General features: G+C 64.7%; 15 protein-coding genes. 11 read left to right on the top strand and 4 right to left on the bottom strand.

What is annotated here, in order from left to right; genetic code table 11:
- The first annotated feature begins 42 nt into the window (after positions 1–42).
- Together AC1RQK_RS18610 and AC1RQK_RS18615 are read left to right on the top strand one after the other, a co-directional pair.
- Positions 43–897 carry a 3-hydroxybutyryl-CoA dehydrogenase gene (locus tag AC1RQK_RS18610; protein WP_492810422.1) on the top strand — a complete coding sequence of 285 codons (855 nt, stop codon included), beginning with the start codon at positions 43–45 and terminating at the stop codon, positions 895–897.
- A 456-nt stretch (positions 898–1,353) separates the two neighbouring features.
- Entirely contained in the window at positions 1,354–2,898 is a 1,545-nt protein-coding gene (locus AC1RQK_RS18615; RefSeq protein WP_492810424.1) for a methyl-accepting chemotaxis protein, read from the top strand.
- 58 nt (positions 2,899–2,956) lie between these two features.
- Here the strand turns inward: AC1RQK_RS18615 and AC1RQK_RS18620 are convergent, their stop codons facing one another.
- A complete protein-coding gene (locus tag AC1RQK_RS18620; RefSeq protein ID WP_492375597.1) occupies positions 2,957–3,625 on the bottom strand; it encodes a Crp/Fnr family transcriptional regulator in 669 nt (222 codons plus the stop codon).
- Between the two features lie 236 nt (positions 3,626–3,861).
- Here AC1RQK_RS18620 and AC1RQK_RS18625 point away from each other — a divergent pair, with 236 nt between their 5' ends.
- The 7 genes from AC1RQK_RS18625 (at position 3,862) to AC1RQK_RS18655 (ending at position 12,544) form a co-directional block, all read left to right on the top strand.
- Positions 3,862–5,832 (top strand): AMP-dependent synthetase/ligase, encoded by a 1,971-nt coding sequence (locus tag AC1RQK_RS18625; RefSeq protein WP_492810426.1) that lies wholly within the window; start codon positions 3,862–3,864, stop codon positions 5,830–5,832.
- A gap of 14 nt (positions 5,833–5,846) precedes the next feature.
- The gene (locus tag AC1RQK_RS18630; RefSeq protein ID WP_150989595.1) at positions 5,847–6,758 is read left to right on the top strand and encodes an ABC transporter ATP-binding protein; all 912 of its coding nucleotides are present in this window, start codon (positions 5,847–5,849) and stop codon (positions 6,756–6,758) included.
- A 24-nt stretch (positions 6,759–6,782) separates the two neighbouring features.
- Positions 6,783–7,697, top strand: coding sequence for a branched-chain amino acid ABC transporter permease (locus tag AC1RQK_RS18635; protein ID WP_492810428.1), 915 nt, complete (start codon positions 6,783–6,785; stop codon positions 7,695–7,697).
- Positions 7,698–7,723: 26 nt separating this feature from the next.
- A complete protein-coding gene (locus tag AC1RQK_RS18640; RefSeq protein WP_492810430.1) occupies positions 7,724–8,800 on the top strand; it encodes a branched-chain amino acid ABC transporter permease in 1,077 nt (358 codons plus the stop codon).
- Between the two features lie 87 nt (positions 8,801–8,887).
- Positions 8,888–10,222, top strand: coding sequence for an ABC transporter substrate-binding protein (locus tag AC1RQK_RS18645; protein ID WP_492810432.1), 1,335 nt, complete (start codon positions 8,888–8,890; stop codon positions 10,220–10,222).
- A 102-nt stretch (positions 10,223–10,324) separates the two neighbouring features.
- The gene (locus AC1RQK_RS18650; protein WP_035875783.1) at positions 10,325–11,140 is read left to right on the top strand and encodes an ABC transporter ATP-binding protein; all 816 of its coding nucleotides are present in this window, start codon (positions 10,325–10,327) and stop codon (positions 11,138–11,140) included.
- A gap of 153 nt (positions 11,141–11,293) precedes the next feature.
- Positions 11,294–12,544, top strand: a complete 1,251-nt coding sequence (locus AC1RQK_RS18655) for a phenylacetate--CoA ligase family protein (RefSeq protein WP_492810435.1) — start codon at positions 11,294–11,296, stop codon at positions 12,542–12,544.
- Here the strand turns inward: AC1RQK_RS18655 and AC1RQK_RS18660 are convergent.
- On the bottom strand, positions 12,535–12,987 hold the full coding sequence (locus tag AC1RQK_RS18660) for a YbaN family protein (protein ID WP_492375601.1): 453 nt from the start codon (positions 12,985–12,987) through the stop codon (positions 12,535–12,537). The genes AC1RQK_RS18655 and AC1RQK_RS18660 overlap by 10 nt on opposite strands.
- Before the next feature lie 5 nt (positions 12,988–12,992).
- A complete protein-coding gene (locus AC1RQK_RS18665; protein ID WP_183032018.1) occupies positions 12,993–13,970 on the bottom strand; it encodes an NAD(P)H-dependent flavin oxidoreductase in 978 nt (325 codons plus the stop codon).
- A 290-nt stretch (positions 13,971–14,260) separates the two neighbouring features.
- On the opposite strand from AC1RQK_RS18665, the gene AC1RQK_RS18670 reads away from it, so the two are divergent.
- Entirely contained in the window at positions 14,261–15,148 is an 888-nt protein-coding gene (locus AC1RQK_RS18670) for an RNA polymerase sigma-70 factor (RefSeq protein WP_492375602.1), read from the top strand.
- A gap of 140 nt (positions 15,149–15,288) precedes the next feature.
- Positions 15,289–15,741, top strand: coding sequence for a carboxymuconolactone decarboxylase family protein (locus AC1RQK_RS18675; RefSeq protein ID WP_416050346.1), 453 nt, complete (start codon positions 15,289–15,291; stop codon positions 15,739–15,741).
- A gap of 325 nt (positions 15,742–16,066) precedes the next feature.
- On the opposite strand, the gene AC1RQK_RS18680 is transcribed toward AC1RQK_RS18675, so the two are convergent.
- Positions 16,067–17,260 carry a class I SAM-dependent rRNA methyltransferase gene (locus AC1RQK_RS18680; protein WP_492375603.1) on the bottom strand — a complete coding sequence of 398 codons (1,194 nt, stop codon included), beginning with the start codon at positions 17,258–17,260 and terminating at the stop codon, positions 16,067–16,069.
- Positions 17,261–17,425 lie beyond the last annotated feature (165 nt).

The raw sequence follows: 17,425 nt of genomic DNA on the forward strand, positions 1-17,425 counted from the left end.
GCGCCACGCCAGAATCAAGCAACCAGCAACAAGGAAGACAAGATGGGAATCAGGACAGTGGGCATCGTAGGCGCCGGCACCATGGGCAACGGCATCGCGCAAGCGTGCGCCGTGGTGGGCCTGGACGTAGTGATGGTGGACATCAGCGACGCAGCGGTGAACAAGGGCATCGCCACCGTGGGCAGCAGCCTGGATCGCCTGATCAAGAAAGACAAGATCAGCGAAGCCGACAAGGACGCCGCACTCGCGCGCATCAAGGGCTCCACGTCCTATGACGCGCTCAAGGCCGCCGATATCGTGATCGAAGCCGCTACCGAGAACTTCGACCTCAAGGTCAAGATCCTCAAGCAGATCGACAGCATCGTCGGCGACAACGTGATCATCGCGTCCAACACCTCATCGATCTCGATCACCAAGCTGGCCGCCGTCACCAGCCGCCCGGGCAATTTCATCGGCATGCACTTCTTCAACCCCGTGCCGATGATGGCCCTGGTGGAGTTGATCCGCGGCCTGCAGACCAGCGATGCCACGCACGCGCTGGTGGAAGAACTGTCGAAGAACCTCGGCAAGTACCCGATCACCGTGAAGAACAATCCGGGTTTCGTGGTCAACCGGATTCTCTGCCCGATGATCAATGAGGCGTTCTGCGTACTGGGCGAAGGCCTGGCGTCGCCGGAAGAAATCGACGAAGGCATGAAGCTGGGTTGCAACCACCCAATCGGCCCGCTGGCGCTGGCTGACATGATCGGCCTGGATACGATGCTGGCGGTGATGGAGGTGCTGTACACCGAATTTGCCGACCCGAAATACCGTCCGGCCATGCTGATGCGCGAAATGGTGGCGGCGGGCTATCTCGGCCGCAAGACGGGCCGCGGTGTGTACGTCTACAGCAAGTGACATTGAAGCAGTAAAAGGCTGAAAGTCCCCCTTCCTCACAGGCGGGGGGAGCCAAGAAAGCTGGCAACGGAGCGATCCGTCGCCAGCTTTTTTTCGTTCGCGCAACGCCCCGGCCTGCGGGGTTCTCCAGCCTGTCGCGATCAATGAAAACTGCCTCTTGCAGCTCCTGGCTATTTGCTGTCTGCCTGGGTTTTTAAATAAGAATCGATATCAATTTATTCTTAATAGCACGATCGTATTAAAAAATATTGTCAAGCTTGTGGTGACGAAAAATCCGACAAATGCTAGGTGAAATCAATCTCGATCAAGGTAAAGCCAGATGAATGGCTTATTCATCCCTGATCGCTAAAGATTTGTATAGACATATCCGTAAACGCTGAGATGCACTACGCGCCGCCGCAGTCGTGGCACAGCCTGTGCGCCGCGCGTGCTTTGGAAAACCGATGGGGAATCTTTATGCGCAACAACCAACCCGTCTCGCAGCGCGAATACGAACTGCCTGAGAATGCGACGCTGATGTCGACCACCGACACCGAGAGCCGCATTGCCTATGCCAACGCGGCCTTCGTCGATGTCAGTGGATTCACACGCGAGGAAATCCAGGGCCAGCCCCACAATATCGTGCGGCACCCGGATATGCCGGCCGAGGCCTTCGCCGATATGTGGGCCACGCTCAAGAGCGGCGAGCCCTGGACGGCGCTGGTGAAGAACCGGCGCAAGGACGGCGACCATTACTGGGTACGTGCCAATGCCATGCCGCTAGTGCGCAATGGCAAGCCGGTGGGGTACATGTCGGTGCGCACCAAGCCCTCGCGCGAGGAGATTGACGCCGCCGGGCGGCTCTACCAGGACTTTCGCGAGGGTAGTGCGGGCCAACGGCGTTTTCACAAGGGTCTGATCATTCAGGGCGGCTGGAAGCGGTGGGCGTCGGCCTTCAAGACCATGCCGGTGCGCTGGCGCATCCGCGGCGCCCTGGCAACCTTGCTGCCGGCCTCGGTCATTGGTGCCGCGGCGCTTGGCATGAGCGGGATGCCGCTGGCCGGCCTGGGCGGCATCGTCGCCGCCATGTTGCTGCTGGTCTCCGGCTGGCTGGAGGCGCAGATCTCGCGGCCATTGGAGCGGGTCATGGCACAGGCCCTGCGCGTGGCGTCCGGCGAAAGCCAGCAGGTCGAGCATCTGGACCGCGTGGACGAGATCGGCATGACGCTGCGCACGATCAGCCAGCTTGGCCTGATGTTTCGCTGGCTGATCGACGATGTGAGCGAGCAGGTGCTGAACGTGCAAGGCGCAAGCAGCGAGATCGCGCAGGGCAATGGCGACCTGAGCGTGCGTACCGAGCAGGCGGCATCCAACGTACAGGATACGGCGTCGTCGATGACGCAGATGACGGCCACGGTCAAGAGCAATGCCGAGACCGCGGCGCAGGCAAACGAGTTGTCCGGCTCCGCCAGTACCGAGGCGGCCAAGGGCGGCAAGGCGATGTCGCAGGTGGTGGCGACCATGGAGGAAATCAGCAGCAGCTCGAAGCGGATCGGCGACATCATCAGCGTGATCGACGGCATCGCCTTCCAGACCAATATCCTTGCGCTGAATGCCGCGGTGGAAGCCGCGCGGGCCGGGGAACAGGGCAGGGGCTTCGCGGTGGTGGCCGGCGAGGTGCGCGGGCTCGCGCAGCGCAGCGCCAGCGCGGCCAAGGAGATCAAGGCGCTGATCGGCGCCAGCGTGGAAAAGGTCGACTCGGGGGCGCAACTGGTCAACGACGCCGGCCAGACCATGGATAACATCGTGGCCCAGGTCCGGCGCGTCTCCGACCTGATCGCCGAGATCAGCCTGGCTACGTCCGAGCAGAGCGCGGGCATCAGCCAGGTTGGCGATGCCATCGGCGACCTCGACCGCATCACCCAGCAAAACGCGGCGCTGGTGGAGCAGAGCGCGGCCGCCGCACAGAGCCTGAAACAACAGGCCAACCGGCTGGTGGAAGCGGTCAGCGTATTCCGTTGACTGCGCGCCACGCCGCATCGGGCTATGCCGCAAGATGGCTGCGAGGGGCGTGGCGGCCCTACTCGCCGTACTGCCGCAGCCCTTCCAGGTCCAATACCTCGATCACGCCATAGTCGACCTTCACCAGTCCCTGCTGCTCCAGCACCTTCAGCGCCTGGTTGGCCCGCTGCCGCGATATGCCCGCCAGCAGTCCGATTTCTTCCTGCGAAATCTCCAGCGTGGTTCCCAGGCCAGGGTACAGGTGCTCATTGAACAGCGACGACACGGCGCGCGCCACACGCGAATCGATATCGAGCAGCCGCTCGTATTCCACGGCGGCAATGAACTGTCCCAGCCGCTCATTGAACTGCGTCAGCAGGAACCGCGTGAACGGCAAGCTGGTATCCAGCAACCACTGAAAAGTCTCGCGCGGCAGGAACGCAATGCGCGAGCGCCGCAGCGCCATCACGTCATACTTGCGGATTTCGCCCTTGAGCACGGCACCTTCGCCAAACCAGCCTCCCGTAGGCACGCCGGTGAATGTGACCGACTTGCCGGAAGGCGATACGGTAGTGATCTTGACGATCCCTTCCAGCACACCCAGCCAGTGTTCCGCCATATCGCCTTTATGGCAGACATAGTCGCCCTGGCTATATTCGCGCACGCACATGGCGCGGCGGACGATGTCGCGTTGTTCTTCGCTGAGGTCGGCTGCCCACACGCAGCGGTCGACGAAATCGTTGAGCATGGCCTGGGAACCTTCCCGTAGGGATTAACCCGGAATTGTCATCGGCGTGACAACCGGGGGAAATGGCATGGACTATCTTACGATCACCACGAACCGCGAATGCGCGCCAGGACAGGCGCGGCGGGCTTGTTGCGTCGCGGCACAAACACCGCCGGGCAAAACAGGCCAAGTATAACCAGCGGCAGCAGGCTTGGCACCGGTGGCGGACCCCCGCGCCGGAGGGACAGGAGATATCCATGCAGGAACCGTCGGCGACGACCTTCCCGCGCTTGTTGCTTGCGCATGCGCAGCAGCGGCCGGAAAGCCCGGCTTACCGTGAGAAGGATCTCGGGATCTGGCAAACCTATAGCTGGGCGCAGACCGCGCAGGAGGTGCGCGCGCTAGCGTGCGGCCTGGCTGCGCTGGGCTTTGCCCGCGGCATGAACCTGGCGGTGGTCGGCGACAACCGGCCGCGCCTGTACTGGGCCATGAGCGCGGCGCAGTCCATGGGCGGCGTGCCGGTGCCGCTTTACCAGGATGCCATTGCCGGCGAGATGATCTATGTGCTGAACGATGCCGAGATCGACTTCGCCATCGTGGAGGACCAGGAGCAGGTGGACAAGCTGCTGGAGGTGGAGGAGCAGCTTGCCGCGCAGGGCCGCAAGGTGCGCCACATCATCTATGAAGACCCACGCGGGCTGCGCGACTACGATCATCCGGCGTTGATGTCTTACCAGCGCCTGCAGGAGATCGGCCGCGAGTTCGATCGCGCCAATCCCGGCTACTTCGATGCGGCCGTTGCCGCGGGCGAGCCTGACGATACCGCCATCATCCTCTACACCTCCGGCACCACCGGCAAGCCCAAGGGTGTGTGCCACTCGCATCGCGGCCTGATCGGCGCGGCGCGCAACGGCTGCGCGTTCGATGGCCTGACCGCGAAGGGCGATGTGCTGTCCTACCTGCCGATGGCATGGGTGGGCGACAACCTGTTCTCGTACGCGCAGGCCATGGTGGCGGGCTTTACCGTGAACTGCCCGGAGTCGCGCGAGACGGTGATGACCGACCTGCGCGAGATCGGTCCCACCTATTACTTCGCGCCACCGCGCATCTATGAAAACCTGCTCACGCAGGTGATGATCCGCATGGAAGATGCGGGCTGGATCAAGCGCAAGCTCTTTCACTGGGCCATGGGCGTGGCGCGCCGCTGCGGCACCGACATCCTCGATGGCAATCCGGTGCCGTTGGCCGACCGCCTGCGCTACGCGGCCGGCGAGGCGCTGATCTTCGGGCCGCTGCGCAATGTGCTCGGCATGAGCCGCATCCGCGTGGGCTACACGGCGGGCGAGGCGATTGGCCCGGACCTGTTCCGCTTCTATCGCTCCATCGGCGTCAACCTCAAGCAGTTCTACGGCCAGACCGAAACCTGCGCCTATGTCTGCCTGCAGCCGGACGGCAAGGTCAAGTTCGATTCGGTCGGGCCCGCCGCGCCGGGCATGGAGATCCGCATTGCCGAGAACGGCGAAGTGCTGGTGCGTGGCGTGGGCTTGTTGAAGGCCTACTACAAGCGCGAGGATGCCACCCGCGAGGCGATCAACGACCAAGGCTATTTCATGACCGGCGATGCTGGCGTGATCGACGCCGATGGCCACCTCAAGATCATCGATCGCGCGAAGGACGTGGGCAAGCTGTCCGACGGCGCCATGTTCGCGCCCAAGTACATCGAGAACAAGCTCAAGTTCTTTCCCTATATCAAGGAAGCGGTGGCGTTCGGCACCGGCCGCGACAGCGTCTGCGCGTTCATCAACATCGATTTCGATGCCGTGGGCAACTGGGCCGAGCGGCGCCACCTGGCCTATGCGGGCTACATCGACCTGGCGGCGCAGCCAGAGGTGATCGCCATGATCGGCGAGTGCGTCGAGCAGGTGAATGCCGACCTTGCCGCCGATGCCATGCTGGCTGGCTCGCAGGTTTCGCGCTTCCTGATCCTGCACAAGGAACTCGATCCGGACGACGATGAGCTCACCCGCACGCGCAAGGTGCGTCGTGGCTATATCGCCGAGAAATACGCGTCGCTGATCGAAGCGCTGTACGCCGGCAAGCCGGAGCAGTTCATCGAGACGCGCGTGAAGTTCGAGGACGGGCGTGAAGGCAGCGTCTCGGCCACGTTGAAGCTGGTCGATGTAAAGCGCTTCCCCCCGGCCACCGCCGGTGCGAAGCGCGCAGCATGAGCAGGGGCGAGAGGATGACGCAAATGGCATGGCAAGGCGTGGGGCGCGGCGGCGATGGCCAGCCGGCGTGGAGCGGCGCGTCCGCGGGGGCTGGGGCAACAGCAACGGCACAAGCGCTCGGCGGGGTTCAGATGGAGCATGCGCAGGTGCGCAAGGCCGGCGACGTGATACTCGACCTGCAGAATATTTCGTTGGCCTTCGGCGGTGTGAAGGCGTTGACCGATATCTCGTTTGACGTGCGCGAGCATGAGATCCGCGCCATCATCGGCCCCAACGGCGCGGGCAAGAGCTCGATGCTCAACGTGATCAACGGGGTCTACCACCCGCAGCAAGGGCGCATCGTGTTTCGTGGCGAGGAACGGCGCAAGATGCATCCCACCGCCGCGGCGCGCCAGGGCATCGCGCGCACTTTCCAGAATATCGCGCTGTTCAAGGGCATGACCGTGCTCGACAACATCATGACCGGGCGCAACACCAGGTTCCGCAGCGGCCTGCTGGCCAATGCGCTGTGGTGGGGCCCGGCGCGCAACGAGGAAATGCAGCACCGGCGCAAGGTCGAGGAGGTGATCGATTTCCTCGAGATCCAGGCGATCCGCAAGACGCCGGTGGGGCGCCTGCCCTACGGCTTGCAAAAGCGCGTGGAGCTGGCACGTGCGCTGGCGGCTGAGCCTTCGATGCTGCTGCTCGACGAGCCGATGGCCGGCATGAACGTGGAAGAGAAGCAGGACATGTGCCGCTTCATCCTGGACGTGAACCATCAGTTCGGTACCACCATCGTGCTGATCGAGCACGACATGGGCGTGGTGATGGACATCTCCGACCGTGTGGTGGTGCTGGACTACGGCAAGAAGATCGGCGACGGCACGCCGGAAGCGGTGAAGGCCAACCCGGATGTGATTCGCGCCTATCTGGGCGCTGGTCACTGATGCAGCTGCAAGACAAGGACAACCATGACGTTCTTCTTTGAAATCCTGATCGGCGGCTTATTGTCGGGGTTGATGTACTCGCTGGTGGCGCTCGGGTTCGTGCTGATCTACAAGGCATCGGGCGTGTTCAACTTCGCGCAGGGCGCGATGGTGTACTTTGCCGCGCTGGCGGTGGTGGGGCTGATGGACAAGGGCCTGCCAATGTGGGCGGCCGTGATCGGCGCGTTTGGCGTGATGGTGGTGGTCGGCATCAGCACCGAACGGCTGGTGCTGCGCAAGCTGGTGAACCAGCCACCCATCACGCTGTTCATGGCCACCATCGGGCTGTCCTTCTTCCTTGAGGGGCTGGGGCCGTTGTTGTTCGGCAATGAAGTGCGCCCGATCAACCTTGGCATCGTCGACGAGCCCATCGAAGCCATCCTGACGCGCTTCAATATCGTGGTATCCAAGTTCGACCTGGCGGCGGCGGGCATCGCCGCCATCCTGGTGGGCACGCTGGCGCTGTTCTTCCAGTACACCAAGGTGGGCCGTGCATTGCGCGCGGTGGCGGACGATCACCAGGCCGCGCTGTCGCTGGGGATTCCGCTGCAGCATATCTGGGCCATTGTCTGGGGCGTGGCGGGCTTCGTGGCGCTGGTGGCGGGCATGCTGTGGGGCTCGCGCAATGGCGTGCAGTTTGCGCTGACGCTGACCGCGTTGAAGGCGTTGCCGGTGCTGATCCTGGGCGGTTTTACCTCGGTGCCCGGCGCCATCGTTGGCGGGCTGATCATCGGGGCTTCGGAGAAGCTGGCCGAGATCTATATCCCGCCCGTGTTCCAGTCCGCGTTCGGCGGCAACTTCGGTGGCATCGAAGGCTGGTTCCCCTATGTGTTTGCGCTGTTGTTCCTGCTGGTGCGGCCCGAGGGGCTGTTCGGTGAGAAACACATCGATCGTGTCTGACCGGCCCGCGCCTCAGGAGAGAAAACATGTTCTACCGTGAATCCGGCCAGTTCAAGACCACCTACGTTGCCGATAGCCAGATCTTCCCCATCCGCCAGGACCGCATCGGCTTTGCGGTGCTGATGGCGGTGGCCTTCGTGGCGATCCCGCTGCTGGGTTCGGAGTACTGGTTCTCGGCCATCCTGATCCCGTTCCTGATCTTCGCGCTGGCCGCGCTCGGGCTCAATATCCTCACGGGCTACGCGGGGCAGCTCTCGCTTGGCACCGCGGCCTTCATGGCGGTGGGCGCTTACGCGGCCTACAACTTCCAGCTGCGCATCGAGGGCCTGCCGGTGCTGCTGACCTTTATCCTCGCCGGCTTATCGGCGGCGATGGTAGGCGTGGCGTTCGGCTTGCCGTCGCTGCGCATCAAGGGCTTCTACCTTGCGGTGGCGACGCTGGCGGCGCAGTTCTTCGTGGTGTGGGCGCTGACCAAGTTTCCCTGGTTCTCCAACAACAGCTCATCGGGCGTGATCACCGCGCAGCAGTTGAGCCTGTTCGGCATCGCCATCGATACACCGGTGAAGAAGTACCTCTTCGTGCTGATGCTGGTGACGGTGCTGGCCATCGTGGCCAAGAACCTGGTGCGCTCCTCCACCGGGCGTGCCTGGATGTCGGTGCGCGACATGGACGTGGCGGCGGAGGTGATCGGCATTCCGCTGATGCGCACCAAGCTGCTGGCCTTTGCCGTCAGCTCGTTCTACTGCGGCGTGGCGGGCGCGCTCTATGCGTTCTGCTACCTGGGCTCGGTCGAGCCGGACGGTTTCTCGCTCGACCTTTCCTTCCGCGTGCTGTTCATGATCATCATCGGCGGCGTGGGCAGCATCCTTGGCTCGTTCCTGGGCGCGGCCTTCATCCTGCTGCTGCCGATCTTCCTGGACATCGCGCTGCCGCCGCTGGCCGCGCTGCTGCACCTGCCCTTTACCAACGCCGCCGTGTCGCATATCCAGTTGATGGTGTTCGGCGGGCTGATCATCTTCTTCCTGGTGGTGGAGCCGCATGGCCTGGCACGGCTGTGGCAGATCGCGAAGGAGAAGCTGCGGCTCTGGCCATTCCCCCATTAAGTCTCATCGCATTGACGTTTTTTGGTTCGGAACAAGACAAACGGGTATTCCATAACAAACACACCTGCCAAGGTGAAGGAGACTGTCATGACCATCCTGATTCGCAATCTGCAGCGCATAGCCCTGGCGATGGGAGCATCGGCCGCGCTGCTGGCGCCGCTGGCGGTGCAGGCACAAAGCGGCGAGCAGTTCGTCGCGCTGCCCAGCTATCGCGTCGGCCCCTATGGCGCCAACGGACAGTCCTTTTATGGCGGCTTCGTCGACTACCTGAACTACGTCAACCTCAAGGACGGGGGCGTGAACGGCGTCAAGCTGTCGTGGGAAGAGTGCGAGACGGAGTACAACAACGCCAAGGGCGTGGAGTGCTATGAGCGGCTCAAGGGCAAGAGCCCCCTCAGCAAGGGCACCGCGTACCACACCATGTCGACCGGCATCTCCTACGCGCTGGTGGACAAGACCGCGGCCGACAAGGTGCCGCTGGTGATGATGGGCTATGGCCGCACCGATGCGGTCGACGGTTCGGTCTTCCCCTACGCCTTCCCGCTGGTCACCACCTACCAGATGCAAGTCTCGGCCATCGTCAAGTTCCTGGCGGGCAAGAACGGCGGCTCGCTAGCCGGCAAGAAGATCGTCTACCTGTATCACGACTCCGCCTATGGCAAGGAGCCGATCGTGGCGCTGGAAGCCGAAGCCAAGCTCGGCAAGTTCAACCTGGTCGAGATCCCGGTGGCGCACCCCGGCAACGAGCAGGGCGCGCAGTGGCTGAAGATCCGCCAGGAGAATCCTGACTACGTGATCTTCTGGGGCTGGGGCGTGATGAACCAGACCGCGCTCAAGGCGGCGCAAAAGGTGGGCTTCGCACGCGACAAGATGATTGGCTCGTGGTGGGCAGGTTCGGAAGAAGACACCGTGCCTGCCGGCGATGCCGCCAAGGGCTATATGAGCGCAACCTGGAACGTGGCGGGCAAGGGCGTGCCGCTGATCGCCGATATCGACAAGGTGGTCTACGGCGCCGGCAAGGGCAATATGCAGGACCGCAACAAGGTTGGCTCGGTGCTCTACAACCGTGGGGTGTCCGCGGCCGTGGTGACGGTGGAAGCGATCCGCGTGGCGCAGGCCAAGTACGGCAAGGGCAAGGTCATGAGCGGCGAAGACATGCGCTGGGCATTCGAGAACCTGAACGTGAACAATGCGCGCCTGCAGCAGCTGGGCGCCACGGGCTTGCTGCCGGAGATCAAGACCAGCTGCGACAACCACGAAGGCTCGGGCAAGGTGAAGATCCAGCAGTGGGATGGCACCAAGTGGGTGGTGGTGTCGGACTGGATCGAAGGCAACAAGAACCTGATCCATCCGCTGTTCAAGGCGAGTGCCGCGCAGTTCGCGAAAGAGAAGGGCATCTCGCCTGCGTGCATGAAGTCTTGATCCGGGCGCTGCAAGGCGTTTGTTGATTGTTGTCGACTCCGCTCGCCCGCATGCGGGCGAGCGGAGATGAAGCCAGCCAGGAACCACCAACCGAGCCGCACCATGAGCCTGTTGTCCGTCAACAATATCGAAGTCATCTACGACCACGTCATCCTGGTGCTCAAGGGCGTTTCCCTCGACGTGCCCGAGGGGCGGATCGTGGCGCTGCTGGGCGCAAACGGCGCGGGCAAGACCACCACGCTCAAGGCCATCTCCAACCTGCTGCATGCCGAGCGCGGCGATGTCACCAAGGGCTCGATCGAGTACCGCGGCAACCGGGTCGACCGGCTCACGCCCAACGAGCTGGTCAAGCGCGGGGTGATCCAGGTGATGGAGGGGCGGCATTGCTTCGCGCACCTGACGCTGGAGGAAAACCTGCTGACCGGCGCCTATACGCGCGGCTTGTCGCGCAGCGAAACACGCGATGCGCTGGAGCGCATCTACGATTACTTCCCACGCCTGAAGACGCGCCGCAAGTCGCAGGCGGGCTACACCTCGGGCGGCGAGCAGCAGATGTGCGCGATCGGCCGGGCCATGATGGCCAAGCCCAGCATGATCCTGCTCGATGAGCCATCGATGGGGCTGGCGCCACAGATCGTGGAGGAGATCTTCGAGATCGTGCGCGACCTGAACCAGCGCGAGAAGGTCAGCTTCCTGCTGGCCGAGCAGAACACCATGGTGGCGCTGCGCTATGCGGACTACGGCTACATCCTGGAGAACGGCCGCGTGGTGATGGATGGCGCGGCCGAGGCGCTGCGCACGAATGAGGATGTGAAGGAGTTCTACCTGGGCGTCGCCGCGAATGATGGAGAGGGCGGCGGGAGAAGCTCCTTCCGTGACGTAAAGAGCTATCGCCGGCGCAAGCGCTGGCTCGCCTGAGCAGCGCGAACAAGCCTGCTGCGCGACCCGTGCGCGCCAGCGCTCCGCCAATCCGCCACGGGCCGCTCGCCACGGCTTGTTCGCCCTTCTCGATGCGCATCCGGCTTTAAACAGTACGGTTCATCACGCGACTACCTACGCGAACTACGCACCATGCCTGAATACTTCGATTCGCTTGAAACGCGCGCCCCGGCCGTCCGCACGCTGGCCTTGCTGGACGCATTGTCGCGCCAGGTTGCACATGCCAAGGCGCATGCGCCTTATTTTGCGGAGGTGCTGCGCGACGTGGATCCGCGCGCGCTGGACTCGCGCGCCGCGCTGGCGGCGCTGCCAGTGACGCGCAAGTCCGAGCTGACGGCTCGGCAGAGGATCATGCCGCCGCTGGGCGGGCTGAATGCGACGCCGCTCGGCGGCCTGCGCCACATCTTCCAGTCGCCCGGCCCGATCCACGAACCCGACGGGCATGGCCCCGACTGGTGGCGGATCGCGCGTGCCATGTTCGCGGCGGGCTTCCGCTCGGGCGATCTCGTCTACAACACCTTCTCCTACCACTTCACGCCGGCCGGCATGATGATGGAAACCGGCGCCCATCGGCTGGGTTGCTGTGTGTTCCCGGCGGGCGTGGGACAGACCGAATCGCAGGTGCAGGCGATGGCGAGCCTGCAGCCGGCGGCCTACGCGGGCACGCCATCCTTTCTCAAGCTGCTGCTGGAGAAGGGCGACGAGCTCGGCTTGCCCTGCCAGGGCCTGACGAAGGCGCTGGTGTCTGGCGAGGCATTGCCGCCATCGCTGCGCGCCTGGTTCACCGAGCGCGGCATCCGCGTGCAGCAGATGTACGGCAGCGCCGACGTGGGCCTGATCGCCTACGAGACCCAGGGCGGCGACGGCTGGGTGGTGGACGAGAACGTGCTGGTGGAGATCGTCGAGCCGGGCGGCACGCAGCCCATGCCTGACGGCGAGACCGGCGAGGTGGTGGTCACGGTGCTGGGCAATGGCGACTATCCGCTGATTCGCTTCGGCACGGGGGACCTGTCGGCGTTCGTGGCCGGTTCGAACGAGCGCGCCAGCCCGTGCGGGCGCACCAACCAGCGGCTCAAGGGTTGGCTGGGACGCGCCGACCAGACCACCAAGGTCAAGGGCATGTTCGTGCATCCCGGACAGGTGGGCGAGGTGGTGCGGCGCCATCCCGAGGTGCGTGCCGCGCGCCTGGTGGTGACGGGCAGCGTGGGTGCCGACGTGATGACGCTGCATTGCGACGCCGCGCGCGACGATGCGGCACTGGCGCAGGCCATTGGCGAATCGCTGCGCGAGGTGATGCGCCTGCGCGGCGAGGTGCGCTTCGTGGCAGCGGGCTCGCTGCCGCAGGATGGCAAGGTGATCGAGGACGCGCGGCGTTACGACTGAGCGCGGTTGCGGCCCGGGGACGGTGCCGCATGGCCGCCGGTGGGGCGCGTCGGCAGCCACAGCAGCCACGCGCTGACGGCCGCGGCGATGGTGACCAGCGTCAGCGAAGCCAGCGCTCGCTCGCGCATCAGCCATGCGGTGGTGCCCATCGACAGCCACATCATGCTGATGGCCAACTGCTTGGCGCGCAAGGGAATGCTGCGGTGGGCCTGCCAGTCACGCACCAGCGGGCCGAAGCGCGGATGCGCAAGCAGCCGCGCATGGAAACGCTCCGAGCCACGCGCGAAACACGCGGCGGCCAGCAAGACGAAGGGCGTGGTCGGCAGCACTGGCAGGAAGATGCCGACGATGCCCAGCAGCAGGCTGAGCACGCCAAGCGCCACCCACAGCCCGCGCAGCGCGCGTTGCCTGCGGCTGCGCACGGCGGGTGGGGCGGCTGGCAACGCGCTCAGACCGCGAGCCCCAGGCGGGCGCGCGCGTCGTTGTACTCGGCCTTCATGCGCGCCACGATTTCGCCAGCGGTGGGGATGTCGTGGATCTGGCCCACGCCCTGGCCGGCGCCCCAGACGTCCTTCCATGCCTTGGCCTTGGAGGCGCCGCTGGAAAAATCCATCTTGGTCTTGTCCGCCTGCGGCAGGTTGGCGGGATCCAGCCCCGAGGCCTCGATGCTCTCGCGGATGTAGTTGCCGTGCACGCCGGTAAACAGGTTGGTGTAGATGATGTCGGCCGCGGCGGAAGTGGTGATCGACTGCTTGTAGGACTCGCTGGCATGGGCTTCCTGCGAGGCAATGAAGCGGGTGCCGACGTAAGCGAAGTCCGCGCCCATGGCCTGCGCGGCCAGCACGGATTCGCCGGTAGCAATCGAGCCCGACAGTGCGATCACGCCGTCGAAGATCTTGCGCACTTCGCCCACCAGCGCGAACGGCGACAGCGTGCCGGCATGGCCGCCGGCGCCAGCCGCCACCAGGATCAGCCCGTCCACGCCGGCCTCGATCGCCTTCTCGGCGTGGCGGATGCTGATCACATCGTGCAGCACGATGCCGCCATAGCTGTGCACGGCGTCGATCATCTCCTTGGGCGGCGCGCGCAGCGAGGTGATGAAGATGGGCACCTTGTGGTCCACGCACACCTTGATGTCGTGCTCCAGGCGCACATTGGAGGTGTGCACGATCTGGTTGACGGCGATCGGCCCGACCGGCTTGCCCGGGTTGGCGGCGCGGAAGGCGGCGAGATCGTCTTCCATCTGGGTGAGCCAGTCGCCCAGCATCTCGGCAGGGCGCGCGTTCAGCGCGGGGAAGGAGCCGACGATGCCGGCCTTGCACTGCGCCAGCACCAGCTCGGGGTAGCTGACGATGAACATCGGCGAGGAAATCACGGGCAGCGCCAGGTTTTGCAGGACCTGGGGCAATTGTTTGGCGGCGGGCATGGCGTCTCCTGGACCACGAACGGGCGCCGGTGGCGCCCTGGATATGAACGATCGTTCGATTATAGGGAGTTTCGGCTGGCGGGCGTTAGACGGGCGTTAGAAGGGGCTGTCTACCGGGGGCCATCCACCGAGGCAAGCTGCGGGGACAGTCCTTGGGCCGAGTCTGCGCCGGAACCCGCACCGGCAGCAAGTAACATGGCGGCATGCATTTCGTGGCCGGCGCTGTCACAAAACGGCTGGCCGCCGCGTCTTGTATCCCTATCAACCACCGGACCATTATTGCCCCGATCATGCGTTCCAGCGCCTTGCCCGCCGACCCTGAGGTGTTCGCCACATTGCGTCCGCGCCTGTTTTCCATCGCTTACCGCATGCTCGGCACCCGGGCGGACGCCGAGGACGTGCTCCAGGATGCCTGGCTGCGCTGGGACCGAGCGGACCACGCCGCGCTGGCGTCGGCCGAGGCCTGGCTGGTCACGGTGGTCACGCGGCTGGCCATCGACCGCCTGCGCGCGGCCAAGGCCGAGCGCGAGGCCTATGTAGGGTGGTGGCTGCCCGAGCCGCTGGTGGAACTGGACGAGCGCACACCGGAGGCCGCGGCCGAGATGGCGAGTGAGCTGTCGGTGGCCTTCCTGTGGGTGCTGGAGCGCTTGTCCGCCGACGAACGCGCGGCCTTCCTGCTGCGGCAGGTGTTCGATCACGACTATGCCGAGATCGCGGCGCTGCTCGGCAAGAGCGAGGCTGCCTGCCGGCAGATGGTGCACCGGGCCTCAGAGCGCGTGCAGCAACAGCGCCCGCGCTTCGACGTGCCCAAAGACACCCATCGGCGCTTGCTGGAAACCTTCATGCAGGCCGCGCGCAGCGGCGAGATGGACGCCATCAAGGCGGTGCTGGCCGATGACGTGCAGATCATCGGCGATGGCGGCGGCAAGGTGACTTCGTTCGTCAAGGTGGTGCATGGCGCGGACAACATTGCCCGGCTGTACCGGCATATGGCTCAGCGTCATGGCGACGCGCAGGTCTACCGCTTCGCCTGGATCAACGGCGAGCCGGGATTGCTGCGCTATGTGGACGGGCAGCTTGAGTCCGCGCAGGCTTTCCTGATCGACGGCGAGCGCATTGCCGCGATCTACTCGGTGCGCAATCCGGACAAGCTGGCGGGCGTTCCTCCACTTTCTTGAGGTGCGCTGTCACAAATGCCTGGGCCCCCGCGTCTTGACTGCATGGGGGCCGCAAGGGGCGGCCTTCGCAACGCAAGCGGTCCCACGAGATCTCGCCGGATTTCACCGGATCTCACGAGCCCGCGCCAAAAGGCCAAGCCATGACCCACACCATCCGTCTCCCGTACTTCCAGCGCGCTCCCAAATCCTTCAAGGCACTGCTTGACCTGTCCGCCATCATCCAGAATGGCTTGCTCGGCAAGCGCCTTGTCGACCTGGTATTCCTGCGCGTGTCGCAAATCAACGGCTGCGGCTTCTGCATCGACATGCACTGGCGCGACCTGATCCGCCAGGAGGTGGATCCGCGCCATCTCAACGCCGTTGCCGGCTGGCGCGAAGCGCCGTTCTTCAGCGAGCGCGAGCGCGCGGCATTGCGCTGGGCGGAGATCGTCACCGCCACGCCGCACAGCGACGCGAGCGACGAGGAGTTTGCCGCTTTGCGCGCGCACTTTTCCGATGAAGAGATCGCCGAGCTTGGCTTTGCCATTGTCACGATCAACGCGTGGAATCTGCTCAATGTGAGCTTTCGCAACCCGATCCCGGAAAAGGCATGACGCGCAAAAAGGCATAGCGCCAGCCCGCAGCTCGCGCGTGTCGTCCTTGCCTTCACCGCGTACGCTGTAGCCCTCCCCGGGCGGAACGACGAACAAAAAAAACCCCGCTACGCCGCGGGGCAACTACCACGAAGACTGATAGGAAGAGGCGGGAGGGCACCTGCCAATGCCGCATCCGCACAGCGGACTATAGGCGGCGTTTATGACGGACTGAAGGCGCTCGCGTGAAGACGGGATGACGGCCGCAAGCGCGGCGTGCCCATGAAAAAACGGCGCCCCGGGGCGCCGTCTCTTCCTGGCCTGTCGCTTCGGGTTCAGACCCGTTTCAGATCTTTTCCAGCAACAGGCCCTTGAGGTACTCGCCTTCGGGGAAGGCTGCCAGCATCGGGTGATCGGTGCCGGCCGAGAGGCGTCGCAGGATGCGCGCATCGGCGCGGGCATCGGTCGCCGCGCCCGCCACGATCTTCTGGAACAGCTCCATGCTGATCGCGCCGGAACATGAGTAGGTGAACAGCAGGCCACCCGGGCGCAGCAACTGCAGGCCGACCAGGTTGATCTCCTTGTAGGCGCGCGCGGCGCGGTCGATGTGCTGGGCCGACGGCGCGAACTTGGGCGGGTCCAGCACGATCAGGTCGAACTGGCGGCCGTCGGCGCGGAACTGGCGCAGCGACTTGAACACATCGGCGTCGAGCCAGGCCGCACGCTCGGGGTCGAAGCCGTTGAGGGCGACGTTGCCCGCGGCGGTCTTGAGCGCCTCGCCGGAGGAGTCGATCGAGGTCACCGACGTGGCGCCGCCGCGCAGCGCCGCCAGCGAGAAGCCGCCGGTGTAGCAGAAGCAGTTGAGCACTTCGCGGCCATTGGCCAGATCGCCTACCAGCTTGCGGTTGTCGCGCTGGTCGACATAGAAGCCGGTCTTGTGGCCGCTCTTCACGTCCACGTAATAGCGCACGCCGTGCTCGGTCACGCTGAGTTCGGGGTCAGGCTCGGCGCCGGCCAGCACGCCGGTCACCAGCGGCAAGCCTTCGCGCTCGCGCACGGCGGCGTCGGAGCGCTCGTACACGTTCGGGCAGCCGGTTTCCTTGACCAGCGCCTGCACCAGCGCGTCCTTCCAGGCTTCGACCCCGGCCGCGTTGAACTGGCACACCAGCTGGCCGTTGGCGCCGCTACCGTAGTAGTCGACGATCAGGCCCGGCAGGCGGTCGGATTCACCGAAGATCAGGCGCACGGCGTCGCTGTCTTTCACCCACTGCTTGCGATGCGCAAGGGCGGCGGACACGCGCCGCTTGAACATGGCGTGATCGACCGGCTCGTTCTCGTCGAAGCTCCACACCCGCACGCGAATCTGGGAAGAGGGGCTGTACGCCCCGCGCGCCAGGAAGCGGCCGTCGGCGGCGCGCACGATCACGGTACTGCCGGGCTCGCAGCGGCCTTCGACGGTATCCACGCCGGTGGCGTAGACCCAGGGGTGGCGGCGCAGCAAGGATTTTTCCTTGCCGGGCTTGAGGGTGATGGTGTTCATGATTTGTTGTATTAGGCGCCAGACGAAGCCGAGCGAACAGGCCAGCCCGGTCCGAAGTGCCTGATTGTTGTTACTCCCTCTCCCCTCGGGGGGAGAGGGGCGGGGAGAGGGGTGGCTTAGCTAGGAGCCACAACAAGCGGAGCCAGTGTTTTTGTCCAGCACGGT

It is taken from the genome of Cupriavidus sp. GW822-FHT02D05 (assembly GCF_058802485.1).